At 71.0% G+C, this 15,265-nt stretch carries 15 protein-coding genes and 4 tRNA genes; 9 read left to right on the top strand and 10 right to left on the bottom strand.

All coding sequences use genetic code 11. The features are described 5' to 3' along the window. Window positions 1-33: 33 nt before the first annotated feature. From AB0F04_RS28530 to AB0F04_RS28540, 3 genes are all read left to right on the top strand, one after another. The gene (locus tag AB0F04_RS28530) at window positions 34-549 is read left to right on the top strand and encodes a MarR family transcriptional regulator (RefSeq protein ID WP_362046325.1); all 516 of its coding nucleotides are present in this window, start codon (window positions 34-36) and stop codon (window positions 547-549) included. Window positions 550-680: 131 nt separating this feature from the next. Then, window positions 681-1,322 carry a GTP cyclohydrolase II gene (ribA, locus tag AB0F04_RS28535; protein ID WP_362046328.1) on the top strand — a complete coding sequence of 214 codons (642 nt, stop codon included), beginning with the start codon at window positions 681-683 and terminating at the stop codon, window positions 1,320-1,322. Between the two features lie 117 nt (window positions 1,323-1,439). After that, on the top strand, window positions 1,440-1,943 hold the full coding sequence (locus tag AB0F04_RS28540; RefSeq protein WP_362046331.1) for a MarR family transcriptional regulator: 504 nt from the start codon (window positions 1,440-1,442) through the stop codon (window positions 1,941-1,943). Window positions 1,944-2,033: 90 nt separating this feature from the next. Here AB0F04_RS28540 and AB0F04_RS28545 read toward each other — a convergent pair whose 3' ends face one another. The 5 genes from AB0F04_RS28545 to AB0F04_RS28565 form a co-directional block, all read right to left on the bottom strand. Next, window positions 2,034-3,107: an ATP-binding SpoIIE family protein phosphatase gene (locus AB0F04_RS28545; RefSeq protein WP_362046334.1), complete on the bottom strand. Its 1,074-nt coding sequence runs from the start codon at window positions 3,105-3,107 to the stop codon at window positions 2,034-2,036. After that, the gene (locus AB0F04_RS28550; protein ID WP_362046754.1) at window positions 3,107-3,550 is read right to left on the bottom strand and encodes an anti-sigma regulatory factor; all 444 of its coding nucleotides are present in this window, start codon (window positions 3,548-3,550) and stop codon (window positions 3,107-3,109) included. Before AB0F04_RS28550 ends, AB0F04_RS28545 begins: the two co-directional genes overlap by 1 nt. Then, window positions 3,550-3,915, bottom strand: a complete 366-nt coding sequence (locus AB0F04_RS28555; RefSeq protein ID WP_362046337.1) for an STAS domain-containing protein — start codon at window positions 3,913-3,915, stop codon at window positions 3,550-3,552. The genes AB0F04_RS28550 and AB0F04_RS28555 overlap by 1 nt, the downstream gene beginning before the upstream one ends. A gap of 44 nt (window positions 3,916-3,959) precedes the next feature. After that, window positions 3,960-4,877 (bottom strand): STAS domain-containing protein, encoded by a 918-nt coding sequence (locus AB0F04_RS28560; RefSeq protein ID WP_362046340.1) that lies wholly within the window; start codon window positions 4,875-4,877, stop codon window positions 3,960-3,962. 140 nt (window positions 4,878-5,017) lie between these two features. After that, complete coding sequence (locus tag AB0F04_RS28565) at window positions 5,018-6,190, bottom strand: PP2C family protein-serine/threonine phosphatase (protein ID WP_362046343.1); 1,173 nt, start codon at window positions 6,188-6,190, stop codon at window positions 5,018-5,020. A 194-nt stretch (window positions 6,191-6,384) separates the two neighbouring features. Between AB0F04_RS28565 and AB0F04_RS28570 the strand changes: the two genes are divergently transcribed. Continuing rightward, window positions 6,385-6,879, top strand: coding sequence for a MarR family transcriptional regulator (locus AB0F04_RS28570; RefSeq protein WP_362046346.1), 495 nt, complete (start codon window positions 6,385-6,387; stop codon window positions 6,877-6,879). 340 nt (window positions 6,880-7,219) lie between these two features. Beyond that, window positions 7,220-8,068, top strand: a complete 849-nt coding sequence (locus AB0F04_RS28575) for an RNA polymerase sigma factor SigF (RefSeq protein ID WP_053670479.1) — start codon at window positions 7,220-7,222, stop codon at window positions 8,066-8,068. A 59-nt stretch (window positions 8,069-8,127) separates the two neighbouring features. Here the strand turns inward: AB0F04_RS28575 and AB0F04_RS28580 are convergent. The 4 genes from AB0F04_RS28580 to AB0F04_RS28595 form a co-directional block, all read right to left on the bottom strand. Next, a tRNA-Lys gene (locus tag AB0F04_RS28580) sits at window positions 8,128-8,200 on the bottom strand. A gap of 219 nt (window positions 8,201-8,419) precedes the next feature. Further along, window positions 8,420-10,525, bottom strand: coding sequence for a DEAD/DEAH box helicase (locus tag AB0F04_RS28585; protein ID WP_362046349.1), 2,106 nt, complete (start codon window positions 10,523-10,525; stop codon window positions 8,420-8,422). Between the two features lie 373 nt (window positions 10,526-10,898). Next, window positions 10,899-11,432, bottom strand: a complete 534-nt coding sequence (locus tag AB0F04_RS28590) for a hypothetical protein (protein ID WP_362046352.1) — start codon at window positions 11,430-11,432, stop codon at window positions 10,899-10,901. 87 nt (window positions 11,433-11,519) lie between these two features. Further along, window positions 11,520-11,870: a metallopeptidase family protein gene (locus tag AB0F04_RS28595; RefSeq protein ID WP_362046757.1), complete on the bottom strand. Its 351-nt coding sequence runs from the start codon at window positions 11,868-11,870 to the stop codon at window positions 11,520-11,522. Window positions 11,871-11,953: 83 nt separating this feature from the next. On the opposite strand from AB0F04_RS28595, the gene AB0F04_RS28600 reads away from it, so the two are divergent. The 4 genes from AB0F04_RS28600 to AB0F04_RS28615 all read left to right on the top strand — a co-directional run bounded on the left by AB0F04_RS28600 (window position 11,954) and on the right by AB0F04_RS28615 (window position 13,889). Beyond that, window positions 11,954-13,528 carry a metallophosphoesterase gene (locus AB0F04_RS28600; RefSeq protein WP_362046355.1) on the top strand — a complete coding sequence of 525 codons (1,575 nt, stop codon included), beginning with the start codon at window positions 11,954-11,956 and terminating at the stop codon, window positions 13,526-13,528. 80 nt (window positions 13,529-13,608) lie between these two features. After that, window positions 13,609-13,681 (top strand) — tRNA-Glu (locus tag AB0F04_RS28605). A 35-nt stretch (window positions 13,682-13,716) separates the two neighbouring features. Then, window positions 13,717-13,791, top strand: a tRNA-Asp gene (locus AB0F04_RS28610). A 24-nt stretch (window positions 13,792-13,815) separates the two neighbouring features. Continuing rightward, window positions 13,816-13,889: transfer RNA gene (locus AB0F04_RS28615), tRNA-Phe, on the top strand. 192 nt (window positions 13,890-14,081) lie between these two features. Here the strand turns inward: AB0F04_RS28615 and AB0F04_RS28620 are convergent. Beyond that, the gene (locus AB0F04_RS28620; RefSeq protein WP_362046358.1) at window positions 14,082-15,251 is read right to left on the bottom strand and encodes a transposase; all 1,170 of its coding nucleotides are present in this window, start codon (window positions 15,249-15,251) and stop codon (window positions 14,082-14,084) included. Window positions 15,252-15,265: the final 14 nt, after the last annotated feature.

A 15,265-nucleotide genomic window follows, 5' to 3' on the forward strand; every position in this document is an offset into this window, starting at 1 on the left:
GGTTCAAGTTTGAAACAAACCTACACTGGGGGCATGACGACTCGCTGGCTCACCCCCGAGGAGCAGCGCGCCTGGCGCGCCTACATGGCCGCCTCGCTGCTTTTGGAGGACGCGATCGACCGGCAGCTCCAGCAGGACGCCGGCATGCCGCACCTTTACTACTCCATCCTGTCCGTCCTGTCGGAGTCCCCCGAGCGGCGACTGCGCATGACCGACCTCGCGGAGCGGCTGAAGATCACGCGCAGCCGACTGACGTACGCGGTGACGCGGCTGGAGAAGGACGGCATGCTGCGGCGCGAGGCCTGCCGGTACGACAAGCGGGGCAGCATCGCGGCACTGACCGACGACGGTTTCGCCGTGCTGGAGCGCGCGGCGCCCGGGCATGTCGCGGCCGTGCGGAGCTCCCTGTTCGACCGGCTCAGCGAGGAGCAGGTGGGTCAGCTGGAGGAGATCTCCGCGGCGATCGCGCAGGGGCTGCAGGAGGACGGGGCGCGGGCGGCGGCGGACGAGGTGCCGTGGCGGCGGAGGTCGTCGACCGCCTGTTCGTGACGCGCGCCACACGAAGCCGGATTCTGATTGCTTCAACTTTAAAGCACGAGTAGGGTTCCGGTCGTGGATCTGCTTCAAATCTGAAGCAGACGGCTGTGCAGCCGAACAGGAACGGAACCCGGAGGCCCCGCATGCCCGACACCCCCGCCGTCATCGCCACCGAGCGCTCCCGCGTCCGGGTCCCGCTGCGTTTCCACGACGGCTACGAGGCGGACACCGAGCTCGTCACCTTCCACGGGCTGGCCGACGGCCAGGAGCACGTGGCCGTGGTCCTCGGCGAGCCCGGCCCCGTCCCGCTGGTGCGGCTGCACTCCGAGTGCCTGACCGGGGACGTGTTCGGCTCCGCCCGCTGCGACTGCGGCCCGCAGCTGCGCGAGGCGGTCGAGGCCATCGCCGAGCGCGGCGGCGTGCTGCTCTACCTCCGCCAGGAGGGCCGCGGCATCGGCCTCTACAACAAGCTCGACGCGTACGCCCTGCAGGACCAGGGGCTCGACACGTACGAGGCGAACGCGGCGCTGGGGCTGCCGGAGGACGCCCGCGACTACACGGCGGCGGCCCAGATGCTCCGGGCCCTGGGCATCGGTGAACTGGACCTGCTCTCCAACAACCCCGACAAGGAGGGCCAGTTGCGGTCCCTGGGCGTCGACGTCCGGGAGCGGATCCCCACGGGCGTCTTCACCACCGCCCACAACGTCCGCTACCTGCGCGCGAAAGTCCTCCAGACCCGGCACACGCTGCCGCTCGCCGCGCTGGCGGAGCTCAACGCCGGCTGAGCGGTCGCCGGTCCGGCCGGGCACGGAACCGGACTGCTTGCCCCTCGCTTCCTCGGGTACAGCCATTGCTAGAGGGTGACCTCATCAGTACCCGGAGCTTTTTGGAAGTGACCGTTCGTGACCGATCTCGGCGGCCCCGGCAACAACCACCGGGCGAAGGGACCGGGCGAGGGCCCGCAGGCCGTCGCAGCGCAGATCGCCGATGCCGTGGAGAGTCTGGCGGAACTGTGGTCGATCGCCGCCCAGGAGGCGTCCCTGCGCCTGTCACCCCACCAGTTGCGGGCACTGCGCACCGTGCAGGCGGCGCCCGGCCTGAACCTGACGGCCCTCGCTGACGGCCTGGACATCGGCCTCCCCACGGCCAGCCGCCTCTGCGACCGCCTGGCGGCGGCGGGTCTCCTGGAACGGATCCCGCACCCCGACACCCGCCGCGAAGTGCAACTGTGGCTCACCTCACACGGACAGCACGTCCTGTGCGATGTCGCCGGCCGCCGCACCCAGGCCCTGGCCACAGCCCTGGCGGCGATGGAACCGGCCGAACGGACGGCGCTGAGCACGGGCTTGCGGGGGTTTCTGGCAGCCCGGGACACGGTGGTACCCGGCGTCGACGGAACGGAATGAGCGCCGGCCGACGTACGGACGGCGAGTGTCACCCGTAACCCGGTGAGCAGGGGCGGTGCGGCCCCACCGGTCGCCGGTGCCGCGACGCCGTCAGGCCCCCGAGCCATGGCGGCTCACGCCGCCGGCGGTGAGGACCGCCACGCAGGTGTCGTCCCGGACCGGGCGGGCCGCGCTCCCCGCGTCCCGGAGCACCACCGCGGCCGCCACCGCCGGGTCGCAGCCGGGCAGTACGCCGTCGTCGGGCGGCGTCCAGCGGCTGGGCAGGCCGTCGCTGTGCAGCACCAGCAGACTGTCCGCGTGCCAGGACATCCGCTGCACGGGCACCGACGCCGGTGCCTGCGCGCCCACGATGCCGGGGTGGGACAGCAGCGCTTTCCACGTGCCGTCGGTCCGCAGCCGGGCACCGACGTTGCCGATCCCGGCGAAGCTCAACTGCTCCTGCCGTACATCCAGTTGGGCCACGGCGACGGCCGCACCCCGGGTGGGGCGCAAGGTCCGGCCCAGACGGCGCAGGATGTCGGCCGGCGGCAGTTCCGCCAGGTGACGCAGTTCTTCCACCGCCGCGGTGGAGGCCTCGGCGGCCTTCGCCCCGTGACCGAGCCCGTCGGCGAGCAGCAGGGTCAGACGGTCGCCGGAGCGCACCCGGGCCCAGCCGTCCCCGGACTGCTCGGCCCGGCCCAGGGGGACGTTGACACCCCCGGCGCGCGGACCCGGCGGGGGCGGCCCCTGGTTGCGGACGGCCGGCTCGTGGCCGATCCGGGCCATCACGACCGTGCCCCGGCCCGGCGCGCTGTGCAGATCGAAGTCGTTCGCTATGCGCCGGCACGTCCCGAGCCCCGCTCCGAGCGAGGCGGCGACGGTCGTGGTGTAGCCGTCGCGCATCGCCGCCGCGACGTCCGGAATGCCGGGTCCGTGGTCGAGCGCGACGAGCTGCACGGCCGTCCGGGGGCCGTCGTCGTAGGCCCGCTCGACGAGGTTGATCAGCACACGCCCGCCCTCCGCGTGCCGCAGCAGGTTGGTCGCCAGCTCCGTCGCCACGAGCGCGGCGGTCGCGGTGCGGTTCGGCGGCAGGCCGGCGCAGGCACTGGCCTCCTCGGCCGCCACCCGTACGTCCCGCACCCGCGTCGAGTCGTCCTCGACGGGCATGTCCCAGACCCTGCTCATCACGGCACCGTCCGGGCGGGCGGCACGACGGTGGCCCAGGCGGTGACGGTGACGGTGGTCCCCTCACCGGGCCGGCTGTCCACCTCGAACTCCTGCACCAGCCGCTTGGCCCCGCTCAGCCCGAGCCCGAGCCCGCCGCCGCTGGTGTAGCCGTCGGTCAGCGCCTGGTCCAGGTCGCGGATGCCGGGCCCGGTGTCGACGAAGGCCAGCCGCAACCCCTGCGTCGAGCCGGCGTCCAGCGGGGTGAGCTCCACATGGCCGCCCCCGCCGTGGACGAGGGTGTTGCGGGCCAGTTCGCTCGCCGCGGTGACGAGCTTGGTCTGCTGCACGAGCCCGAAGCCGAGCTCGGCGGCGGCCTGCCGGACCTGCTGCCGAACCCACGCCAGATCGGCGTCCGAGCCGATCGGCAGGCTGGCCGGGACGGCATGGCGGGAAGCCTGCATCATGGACTCCCCTCGCCCCGGCGCGTGCTCACGCCGAGGAGCTCCATCGCACGTTCGACGTCCAGCGCCGTTCGCAGGCCGGGCAGGGTGAGCCCCAGCTCGACCAGGGTGATCGCAACCGCCGGGCGCATCCCCGCCAGCACCGTACGGGCCGCCAGCAGCTTGGCTCCGGCGGCGATCTCCGCGAGGACCCGGCCCAGGAAGGAGTCGACGATCTCCACGCCGGAGATGTCGATCACCACCCCGGTGACCCGGCTGTGCGAGATCCGCGCCGTGATGTCCTGCTGGAGCTGCTCGGCCATCCCGTCGTGCAACTCCCCCTGGAGGGTGACCAGCAGGACGTCGCCGAGCTGGAGGACCGGCACGGTGAAACCGTGCCCGCCCCCGGGCCCGTGTCCCGCGAAGCCGGTCACCGCGTGCCCGCGTCCGCCGCCGCGCCGGGCGCCCTCAGCGGTGCGATCTCGACCCCCTGCTCGCTGAGCGCATAGGCGAGCGCGTCCGCCAGGCTCGAGCGGGTGAGTACCGTGCCCAGGTCGATGCCCAGGTGGACGATGGTCTGCGCGATCGCGGGCCGGATACCGGAGACGATGCACTCGGCGCCCATCAGCCGCGCCGCCGCCACGGTCTTCATCAGGTGCTGGGCGACCAGCGAGTCGACCGTGGGCACGCCGGTGATGTCGAGGATGGCGTACCGGGCGCGCTCGGCGACGATCGCGTCCAGCAGGCTCTCCATGACCACCTGGCTGCGCGCGCTGTCCAATGTGCCGATCAGCGGTACGGCGACCGTGCTCTCCCACAGCTTGATCACCGGGGTGGCCACCTCGTGCAGCTGCTCACGCTGCCGGGCGATCAGCTCCTCGCCCGCGCTGAGCGTGGTCTCCATCACGACCAGCCGCAGCGTGCCCATGAGCACGGTCAGCGCCAGTACCGCCTCCTGGGCCTCGGGGGCGTACGGCTCCGGGAACTCGGCGCGCAGCAGTTCGACCGCCGGCTCGCGCAGCGCGGCCACCTCGCCGGCCACCCCGTCCGGGTCGGTGCCCGTGCGGGCGCGGGAGGCGGCCATCCTCCCCAGCTGGTCGCGCACGGCCTCGAATCCGGGCGCCCGGATGTCGTCCAGCCGCCCGGAGGCCGCCACCGCCGCCAGCGCCGCGGCCACGGACCTGCCCGCCTCCACCGCCTCGTCCCGGGACACGGTGAAGACCGTGCGGAACAGCGCGGCGTCGGCCCACCGTTGGGCGACTTGCTCCCGACGCCGTTCCAGGAAGGCGCTCACCTGGTATACGGCCGGCTCCTGTTCCGCGTTCTCTTCCGACACCGACACTTGCATCGCTCCCTTGCACGGGCCGGACCGAGGTCGCGCCACGGCGCCTCAGCCGTTACTTGCCGTATGACAAACATTAGTGCCGGCGTGCGGCACCACCAAACAATCGCTCGCTGCCGCCCCCGACGTGCGCCTGCCCCGTCCCCCTACCGCCCACGCCAGTCCAGGCACACCACGAGGGCGTCGTCGTCCGGGGTGGACCCGCCCCGGTGGCCCGTCAGTTCACGCAGGAGGGCCCTGGGCGCCTCCGCGGCCGGCAGCAGCCGGGTCGCCTGGATCGCCCGGCCCAGGGCGGCGTCCCCGTAGGCCTCACCGCCCGGGGAGGCGACGTCGTAGACCCCGTCGCTGACGAACACCAGGCGGTCGCCCGGCTCGACCCGGAACTCCTGGATCACGTAGTCGGTCTCCTCGAACATGCCGAGCGGCAGCTGGGCGTCGAAGGGCATACGCTCCACCGCTCCCCCGCGCAGCCGCAGCATCTGCGGCGACCCGGCGTCCACCGCCCGGACCCGGCCGGTTGCCAGGTCGAAGTCGAGCATCAGGGCAGACAGGTAGCAGCGGCCCCGGTAGTGCGCGTACACCGCCTGGTCGGCCAGGGCCGCCTGGTCGTCGATGGACAGCCCGGCCCGGCGCGCGTTGCGCAGGGCGTTGATCGCCAGGGCCGTCAGCAGGGAGGCCTCTATGCCCTCGCCCATGCCGTTGGTGACGTAGAGGCTGAGCCGGTCGGCGGAGGCGGACCAGTCGAAGTTGTCTCCGAAGATCGCGTACGCCGGCTCCAGCTGTGCGCCCAGCTCGTACTCGGGGCGGGCGCAGGAGCGGCCCGGCAGCAGCTGCCACTGCATCTCGGCGGCCAGCGTGAGCCGGTCCCGGCGGCGCGCCTGGAGGTACAGGTCGGTGTCCCGCTCGGCCACGACGACCTCGTGTGCGAGCACTTGGGCGATCTCGGCCAGCTCGTCCAGGCGGCCCTCGGCGTGCTCCGCGCCCGGCAGGGTCACGGTCAGCACCCCGAGGCGGTCACCGCGCACGGTGACCGGCAGATGCGCCCGGACGAGACCGCCCGAGAGGGCCTCGACGTACGGCTCCTGCGCACCGAAGGCCCGGCCCGCCGGGCTGCTGTGCACCGACACCGGCTTCAGGGTGTGCGGCAGCACGGACACCGGCTGAAGCACCGTCAGTCCGTAGTCGGCGAGGAAAAGCTCGACGGAGTCCGCCGCGTACTGGTCGGCCAGTACACGACGGACCGCGTCCAGCAGTTGATGGGGCGCCGCCGTGCGCAGGGCGCGCTCGGCGGCCACGAATCTGCTCGTGATCGTGTTCACGGGGGTTGTTCACCATCCTCGGTGGGACGCCGGCGCGTCCTCGGAAAATCGGTCCATGTCCACGGGCCGGGGATGCGGGCCCCGGGCGGTTCACTTCACGCTTGTCGCCGCGACGGGAGCCCTTCGTCCCGTCGGGCGGAAGCCTTCCGCCGCGGCACTAGTACGCTGACCGCCATCCCGGTGCCTGCGAGAGTGTGACTGTGACTTCCCTCCGACCCCGCCCTGAGCCGACCGAGGTCGCCCGTGTGACCTCCACGGCCGCGGAGTTGCTGGAAGTCCTCTGGGGCCGGGCCTCGACCGCGCCGGCCTCCGCGTCCCAGCTGCGGGTGCTGTTCATCCTCGAACACCACGAGGGCATCAACCTGCGCACGCTCGCCGGCGCCCTCGCCTCCACACCGCCCTCGACCAGCCGGCTGTGCGACCGGCTGCAGGCGGCCGGGTTCGTCGAGCGCGAGGTGAGTCCGGCCGACCGGCGCGAGGTCCGCCTGCACCTCAGCGGCCGGGGCCGCGCATTCCTGGCCGACCTGCGGGTGCGCCGGGAGCAGGCGCTGGGCGCCGTGCTCGACCAGATGCCCGCGGCGAAGCGGGTCGCACTGCTGCAGGGGCTGGAGGCGTTCTGCGACGCGGCGGCGGCCCAGATACACGACGACTCCGAAGACTCCCGCTCGTCCGGTGCCCGGACTGCCTGACTTACGCGCCGTCGCACGGAGTCGCCCCTTCCGGTCTCTTCCCCGCGCACGCTCGGCATGCCTAGGCTGTTGCTCTCCACCTATAGTTGTCAAACGGCAACTGTCCGCTTCGCGAGTCCTGCGGCCTTCTCTCGCGCACACCGCCCACCCTCCCTGCCCGTACCGTCGCAGCACAGGTCCGGGTACCCCGCCACCGCCTCGACCTGCGCCGACTGTGGTCAACGTCTCGCCGGGGCATATGCAGGGCATGACCGCGGCGAGGGCGGGTAACGGCGCTGGAGGTGGCCTGTCGGGGGATCGGAGCGGGCCGGACTGACAGGGAGGGCCCGTGACGGCGACCATGCGCATCGGCACGACGACGGATTCCGCCACCTACACCGGTGAGGAGCTGCCGCAGATCGCCGAGCCCCAGAAGCTCGCCCCGCAGGACGCGCGCGAGCTGACCGGACAGTTCCTCGGCCGGCTCGCCGTGCTCGAGGAGGGCACGCCCGAATACCAGTACGCCCGCAACACCCTTATCGAGATGAACATGTCGCTGGTGCGCTTCGCCGCCCGGCGGTTCCGCACCAGCGGCCAGTCCATGGAGGACGTCGTCCAGGTCGGCGTCATCGGCCTGATCAAGGCCATCGACCGGTTCGAGGTCTCCCGCGAGGTGCAGTTCACCAGCTTCGCCGTGCCGTACATCATCGGCGAGATCAAGCGGTTCTTCCGTGACACGTCCTGGGCCGTCCACGTGCCGCGCCGCCTGCAGGAAGCCCGTACGGAACTCGCCAAGGCCACCGAGGAACTGGCCTCCCGCCTCGGCCGCGCCCCGAAGGTCGCCGAACTGGCCGCCCTGATGAACCTGTCCGAGGAGGAAGTCGTCGAGGCCCAGATCGCGGCCAACGGCTACCTGTCCTCCTCCCTCGACGCGACGGTCACCGGCGACCCGGACGAGAGCGAGACCACGCTGTCGGAGTTCATCGGCGAGGAGGACCCGGCCCTCGAACTCGTCGAGGACTTCCACGCCCTGGCCCCCCTCGTCGCCGAACTCGACGAACGCCAGCGCCTCATCCTCCACCTGCGCTTCGTGGAGGAGCTCACCCAGGCCGAGATCGGCGCCCGGCTCGGCATCTCGCAGATGCACGTCTCCCGGCTGATCTCCCGCACGGTGGCCCGGCTGCGCTCGGGGATGCTGACCACCGGCTGACCCGGCCCCACAACGACAAGAGCCCCGGTCCGGAGAAGATCCGGACCGGGGCTTCCTCGTAGGCCCTGTGGGACTCGAACCCACAACCAATGGATTAAAAGTCCACTGCTCTGCCAATTGAGCTAAGGGCCCAGGCGATGTCGCCCCCACGAGCATAGCCGGAGGACGCCGAGTCTCCGATCAGGTATCCGGGTCCCGGCCGTGACGATCGGACGAACACGGCCCACGAGGACCGCGGAACGACCGGTTCGGGCGGATCCGCACGGAACCCGCACAGCCCGCGCGCCCCCACGACGAAGCGCCGCAGCCCGCCCGTTGGGACGGGGCCACGGCGCTTCTCACGCGCTGATGTCAGCCGTTGCGCTTCCAGCGCGGCTTGTCCTCGCGGCGCTGGAACGAGCCGCCACCGCGATGGTCGTCACGACGGCCGTACGGGCGGTCGTGGCCCGGACGGTCGTGCCCGCCGGAGCGGAAACCCGGACGGTCGTCACGGCGGTCCCGGTTGAAGGGACGGTCGCTGCCCCGGTGCCCACCGCGCTCGTCACGGCGGAAACCGCCACGGTCACGGTCGCGGTTGAACCCACCACGGTCGTCACGACGCTCGAACGAACGACCACCACGGTCGTCACGACGCTCACCGCGGTCGTCCCGGCGGAAACCACCGCGCTCGCCACGGTCACGGTCGCGGTTGAACCCACCACGGTCGTCACGACGCTCGAACGAACGACCACCACGGTCACGGTCGAAGGAACGGCCACCGCGGTCACGGTCACGGTCCCGGTTGAACCCACCACGGTCGTCACGACGCTCGAACGAACGGCCACCCCGGTCGTCACGACGCTCGAAGGAACGCCCACCACGGTCACCGCCACGGTCACCGCCGCGGTCACCACGGTCGTCACGGCGGAAACCACCGCGCTCCTCACGCCGCTCCCGGCGCTCGTACGGAGCAGAGGACTCGGGACGCTCCTCGCGCTCCACGTCCTTCGCGGTCGGCTGCTCGGGCACCGACACCTCCACGGCGGCGGCCACAGCCTCACCGGCCTCCCCGGCCACCACGGCCGCGGGCTCCTCGCCCCGCTCCCGCGCGACCCGCGCCAGCAGCCGGTCCGACTCCTCACGCAGCTCGTTCGCACGCCGCTGCGCCCGCTCCAGCTCCTTGGTGAGCTGCGCGACCTCACGCTCGGCCTGCTGCGCCGCGTTACCCACGGACTCCGCCTGCACCTCGGTCATCGACCGGGCACCGGTGATCTCGGCGACCTCCGGGTCGAAGGCACCGGCACCCTGGATGATGTGGCGCGAGGCGTCCACGCCCGCGTCCTCCATCAGCCGGAAGATCTGACGCCGCTGGTGCGGCAGCGACAGGGACACGACCGTGCCGGAGCGGCCCGCGCGAGCGGTACGGCCGGAGCGGTGCAGGTAGTCCTTGTGGTCACCGGCCGGGTCCACGTTCAGCACCAGGTCGATGCCGTCGACGTGGATACCGCGCGCGGCGACGTCGGTGGCGACGAGCACGTTGACGTACCCGTCCTTGAAGTCGGCCAGGGTCCGCGTCCGCGCCCCCTGCGTCATGCCGCCGTGCAGCGCGTCGGCCTTCACCCCGGCGTCCCGCAGCTGCTCGGCGACACGGTCGGCGCCCAGCTGGGTGCGGACGAAGATGATCGTCCGGCCCTTGCGGGAGGCGATCGCGGCGGTGACCGGCGCCTTGTCCTTGGGCTTCACGATCAGGATGTGGTGCGACATGGTCGTCACGGCACCCTGGGCGGCGTCCACCTCATGGCTGACCGGGTTGTCCAGGTACCGGTCGACCAGGGTCTTGATCTCGTTCTCCATGGTCGCGGAGAACAGCATCCGCTGACCGCCCGCCGGGACCTGGTCGAGCAGCTCCGTCACCTCGGGCATGAAGCCCAGGTCGGACATCTGGTCGGCCTCGTCGAGAACGGCGATCTGCACGTTCTCCAGCGAGCAGGCACCGCGGTTGATGATGTCGCGCAACCGGCCCGGAGTGGCGACCAGGATGTCGACGCCCCTCTCCAGGGCGTAGATCTGGTTGCCCATCGACGTACCGCCGCAGACGACCTTCATCTTCAGGCCGAGGACGTCACCGTAGGGCTGGAGCGCGTCGGCGACCTGCATCGCCAGCTCACGCGTCGGCGTCAGGATGACCGCGCGGGGCTTGTGCTTCTCGGTACGGCCGCCGGCCAGCGTGGCCAGGGTCGGCAGACCGAAGGAGAGGGTCTTGCCGGAGCCGGTACGGCCCCGGCCCAGGATGTCCTTGCCGGCCAGGGCGTCCGGAATGGTCGCGGCCTGGATCGGGAAGGGGGTGGTCACACCGTTCTGCGCGAGCTTGCGCACAACGCCCTCGGGCAGACCGAGGTCCGCGAAGGTGACCTCGGGGGCGTCCTCGACTGCCTCGTTCTCGGGCAGGACGACGTGATCAGTACTGGCGATGGACATGCGAATGCGAAACCTTCCGGAGTCTCAGTCGGCACGCGCCCGTCAACTCCGTGATTCGCGAATCGCAATACGACCGCCTCAATGCGGTCCACCACGGCAAGGGAGAGTACGCGCCACACGGCGCGCTCTGCAGTGGCGCCGGGCAAGATGGGATCAAACGATCTGCCACCATACGCACTCCGGGGCCCACAAGGCAAACCGGACTGCACAGGAGACAGCAGGCCACTGCCCGACGGCCGGACAGCACCCAGGACTCTGCAACCACACCAGGGCCGGAGTTGTTCCCGCCCCGCAAAAGAAAATCTCCGGCCCCGGCCAGAGACGCTCCCACCCCGAAGGGAGACTCCCGGCCCACCACACCCCTCCCCCACCCCTACGCCGGCGCCCCCGCCTCCGGCGCCGGCTCCCGCTGCTCGAGCTGCGGCCCCGGCGGCTCGTGCGCCGACGACGACGGCTCCGGCGTCGGCTCGGCAGACGCCGTCGGCTCCGGCGGCGTCGGCGTGGGCTCCGGTTCGACGGTCCGGGTGGGCGTCGGCGGCGCCGGCGGCTTCGGCGTCGGCCGGGCCGGCTTCCCCGGCTTGTCACCCCCCGGCCCGGGCGGACTCACCTCAGCACTCGGCGACACCTCGGGCACAGCCGGCTTCCCCTTCCCGCCACCCTTGCCCTTCTTGCCCTTCTTGCCCTTGCCGCGCCCCCGCTCACCGTCGGGCCCGACCGCACCCGGACCGCCGCCGCCCCCCGACACCACCGGAGAGCCGCCGGACGCCTCGCCGGCCCGCTGCCCCGCGGAGTGCGACGGCTTGACGCTCCCACCCGCGTCGTCGTCACCGACACTCATGCAGCCGGCGGCAGCGGCAACCGCCACGACCGTGGCAGCCAGTCGGACGGGTACGTACAAGGGGCGCACGGGGCCACCTCCGGAACGGGTGAGGGAGTCGACACCTCCAACTCCCGCCGCCCACAAGAGGACACGCGCCCCGTATTCACACCCCGGTCAGCCGTACCCCAGGGCGTGAAGACGCTCGTCGTCGATACCGAAGTGGTGCGCGATCTCATGCACCACGGTGATCTCCGTCTCCGCGACGACGTCCTCCCGCGACTCGCACATCCGCAGCGTCGGATTCCGGTACACCGTGATCCGATCCGGCAGCACACCCGCGTACCACTCGCCCCGATCGGTCAGCGGAGTCCCCTCGTACAGCCCGAGCAGCTCGGGATCGTCCGCCGGCGGCTCGTCCTCGACGAACACCGCGACGTTGTCCATCAGCCGCATCAACTCCGGCGGAATCCGGTCCAGCGCCTCGGCGACCAGCTCCTCGAACTCCTCACGCGTCATCTCCAGCACAGCCCCATTGTCAGCCACGACCCCACCCCACGAGAGCCTCCCGGCGCCGCATATCCGCCCGCGGGCACGGGCATACGGGATCAATGGCCCGCGTCCCCGCCGCAGTCCTGAGCACCCCGAACCCGATCCGCAAACTCCCGCAAGCCCTCGCCCGCCGCTACCGCTCCCGCCAGGCCCCCGCCACCATCGAACTCGTCACACAGCCACACCCCTGGACCCGCGCCGTGGGACTCGTGGCCGTCGTCCTCTGCGGCGCATGGCTCGGACTGCTGATCGTGGGCAACGTCCGGGTCCCGGTCGGCCCCATGGACACCACGATGACGCTGCGGCCCTCCTTCACCGGCGGCACCAAGATCAACATCTCGCCCCTGGGCGCCCTCCAACTGGACAGCCACATCGCCCCCGTCCGCCTGGACGTAAACGTCGACCAACTCGACCCCGACCGCTCCCAAGCCCTCGTCGACCACCCCGAACGCCTCTCCGGCCTCCAGGACGAAGTCACCGCCGACGTCGGCCGCGGCACCCTCGACCTGGCCCTGCGCTCCGGCGTCGCCGTCGTCACCGGCGCCACCGCCCTCGGCCTCGCCGTCTACCGCCGCCCCCGCCGCGCCCTCGCCGCCGGAGGCCTCGCCCTCACCCTCCTCGCCGCCTCGGGCGGCACCGCCTACGCCACCTGGCGCCCCGACTCCGTCCTGGAACCCAAGTTCTCCGGCCTGCTCACCTCGGCCCCCTCCCTGGTCGGCAACGCACGCAGCATCGTCACGGAATTCGACGTCTACCAAAAGGAACTGGCCCGCCTCGTCACCAACGTGACCAAGCTCTACGACGCCACCTCGACCCTGCCCGCCTACGCGCCCGACCCCTCCACCATCCGGGTCCTGCACGTCTCCGACATCCACCTCAACCCGGCGAGCTGGAAGATCATCGCCTCGCTCGTCGAGCAGTACAAGGTCGACGTGATCGTCGACTCCGGCGACACCATGGACCACGGCACCGCCGCCGAGAACGGCTTCCTGGACCCCATCGAGGACCTCGGGGCCCCCTACGTCTGGGTCCGCGGCAACCACGACTCCATGATCACCCAGCGCTACATGCAGAACCTGAAGAACGTCCACGTCCTGGACGACGGAAAGGCACAGACGATCAAGGGCCTGCGCTTCGCCGGCATCGGCGACCCCCAGTTCACCCCCGACCGCTCACAGCAGACCGGCGCCCGCCAGTCCCAGGAACTGGCCGGCGCCCGCCTCGCCACCGCCCTGCGCGACCAGAGCACCGCCGGCACCCCGGTGGACATCGCCATCGTCCACGAACCCTCCGCCGCCCGCGAGGTCGACGGCGAGGTCCCCCTGGCCCTGGCGGGCCACCTCCACCACGACGAGATGGAAATGCTGCCGTACGGCACCCGCCTGCGCATCGAGGGCTCCACGGGCGGCAGCGGGCTGCGCGCGATCGAGGGCAAGCACCCCGACCCCATCGAGGCGTCGATCCTGTACTTCGACCGGGACACCCGCCATCTCCAGGCCTGGGACGAGATCGAACTGGGCGGCCTCGGCCTCACCACGGCGGAGGTCAGCCGCCACCTCCCCAAGGAGAACCAGCCCGGCGCGACCCCCTCCCCCGGCACCCCCTCGGAGACCGCTCCGTCACCCTCCCCCTAAACCGTTTTGGCGATAGCTCCCGCCATCCCATATGCTTCTCACGTCCCCGACGCGCTGAGAAGCGCCCAGGCGGGCCGATAGCCCTCATCGTCTAGCGGCCTAGGACGCCGCCCTTTCAAGGCGGTAGCACGGGTTCGAATCCCGTTGGGGGCACGCACCACCCTGTGCGACACTGTCGTACGAAGCTTGGTCCTGTGGAGCAGTTTGGAGTGCTCGCCACCCTGTCAAGGTGGAGGCCGCGGGTTCAAATCCCGTCAGGACCGCTGAGGTTTCACGTGAAACCTCGTGGCTGGGTAGCTCAGTTGGTACGAGCGTCCGCCTGAAAAGCGGAAGGTCGCCGGTTCGACCCCGGCCCCAGCCACAGCCAAGGCCCCGATCTTCGGATCGGGGCCTTGTTGTATGCCTTGTGGATCACACTCGTGGTACGAGCGCTCGCGTCCGCTACCAGGGTCCTGAAAGGCGGCGTACGAGCGATCGCGTCCGCTACCGGAGAAGTACCCCAGCTCGCAGCTCGCCCCGTCGATGGCTTCGGCGGAAGCGGCGCATCCAGCCCCTACGCGATCAGCGTGAGGGCAGGGACCTGTGACTCGGCCCCGCAGACCCAGGTCCACCAGCCGCGGTCGGCGATGACGTGGGACGCATTCAGGTCCGCGTGCTCAACGAAGCCGCAGTTCCTGCACGAGAACACGGCCTGTGTCGGCCTGTTTCTCTTGTCGATGTGATGGCAGCGGGAGCACTCCTGGCTGGTGTAGGCCGGATGGACGTGTACCACCGGCACTCCGGCCCGGCGCGCTTTGTATGCGATGAAGGCGCCGAGCTGGGCGAAGGCCCAGGAGTGGATCGTGACGCGTTGGGGCTTCTTCAGCCGTACCCGTTCGCGGATGCCGCCCAGGTTTTCCAGGGCGATGCCGCGGCCGGTGCGTTGGGCCTCCGTCACGATGTGTTTGCTGATCTTGTGGTTGATGTCTCGGGTTCGCCGGGCTTCTTTGCCCGCGCGGCGTTTGGCTCGCCGTTTGGCGGATCGGGTCTGCTTTTTTGCGAGGTTGTCTCGGTTGCGGCGGTCGTTGTGCCTGCTGCGGTTGAGGCGTCGGCCGCTGTGCCGGTGGCCGGTGGAGGTGGTGGCGATGTTGGTGATGCCGAGGTCGATGCCGATGAATCCCTGTGGGGTTTGGGTGGGGCTTTCCGGGATGTCGACTGTGGCCAGGAGGTACCAGTGGCCGTTCTGGCTGGTCAGGTCGGATTCGCCCTGGCGGTGGCTGGCGAGGAGGAGGAGTTGGTTTTCCTCTCCGGTGAAGGCGAGGTGTTTCATGCGTCCGGACACGGTCCAGATGGAGACGGTTCGTTGTTCCGTCTGCCAGGACAGCATGCGGTCGTCGTAGGGCTGGGCGCCTTGGGGTCGGAAGGTGAGGGGTTTTTCGGTGGCTCTGCGGAAGCGTGGGGAGCCGGGTTTGCCGAGGTTTCCGGCCTTGAGGTTGCCGGCGAGGGCGGTGTAGGCGTCGCTGGTCTTCTTGATGACGTGTTGGGCGGCTTGGGCGCCGAGGGACCATCGGGTCTTGAGGTGGGTGTAGGTCAGGGCGCGTAGTTCGCGGTTGCGTGTGGTGCCGGTGGTGAAGGCGGTGTGGGAGACGTGGTTGGCTGCCGCGTTGCAGGCGTGGAGGGTCGCCTGTAGTGCCGAGGCCTGTTCGGGGGTCGGCAGGAGTTTGACGCGGATCACGAGCTTCACGTTGAGGGAATCTA

Source organism: Streptomyces sp. NPDC029041 (assembly GCF_040637515.1).
Taxonomy (GTDB): Bacteria; Actinomycetota; Actinomycetes; order Streptomycetales; family Streptomycetaceae; genus Streptomyces.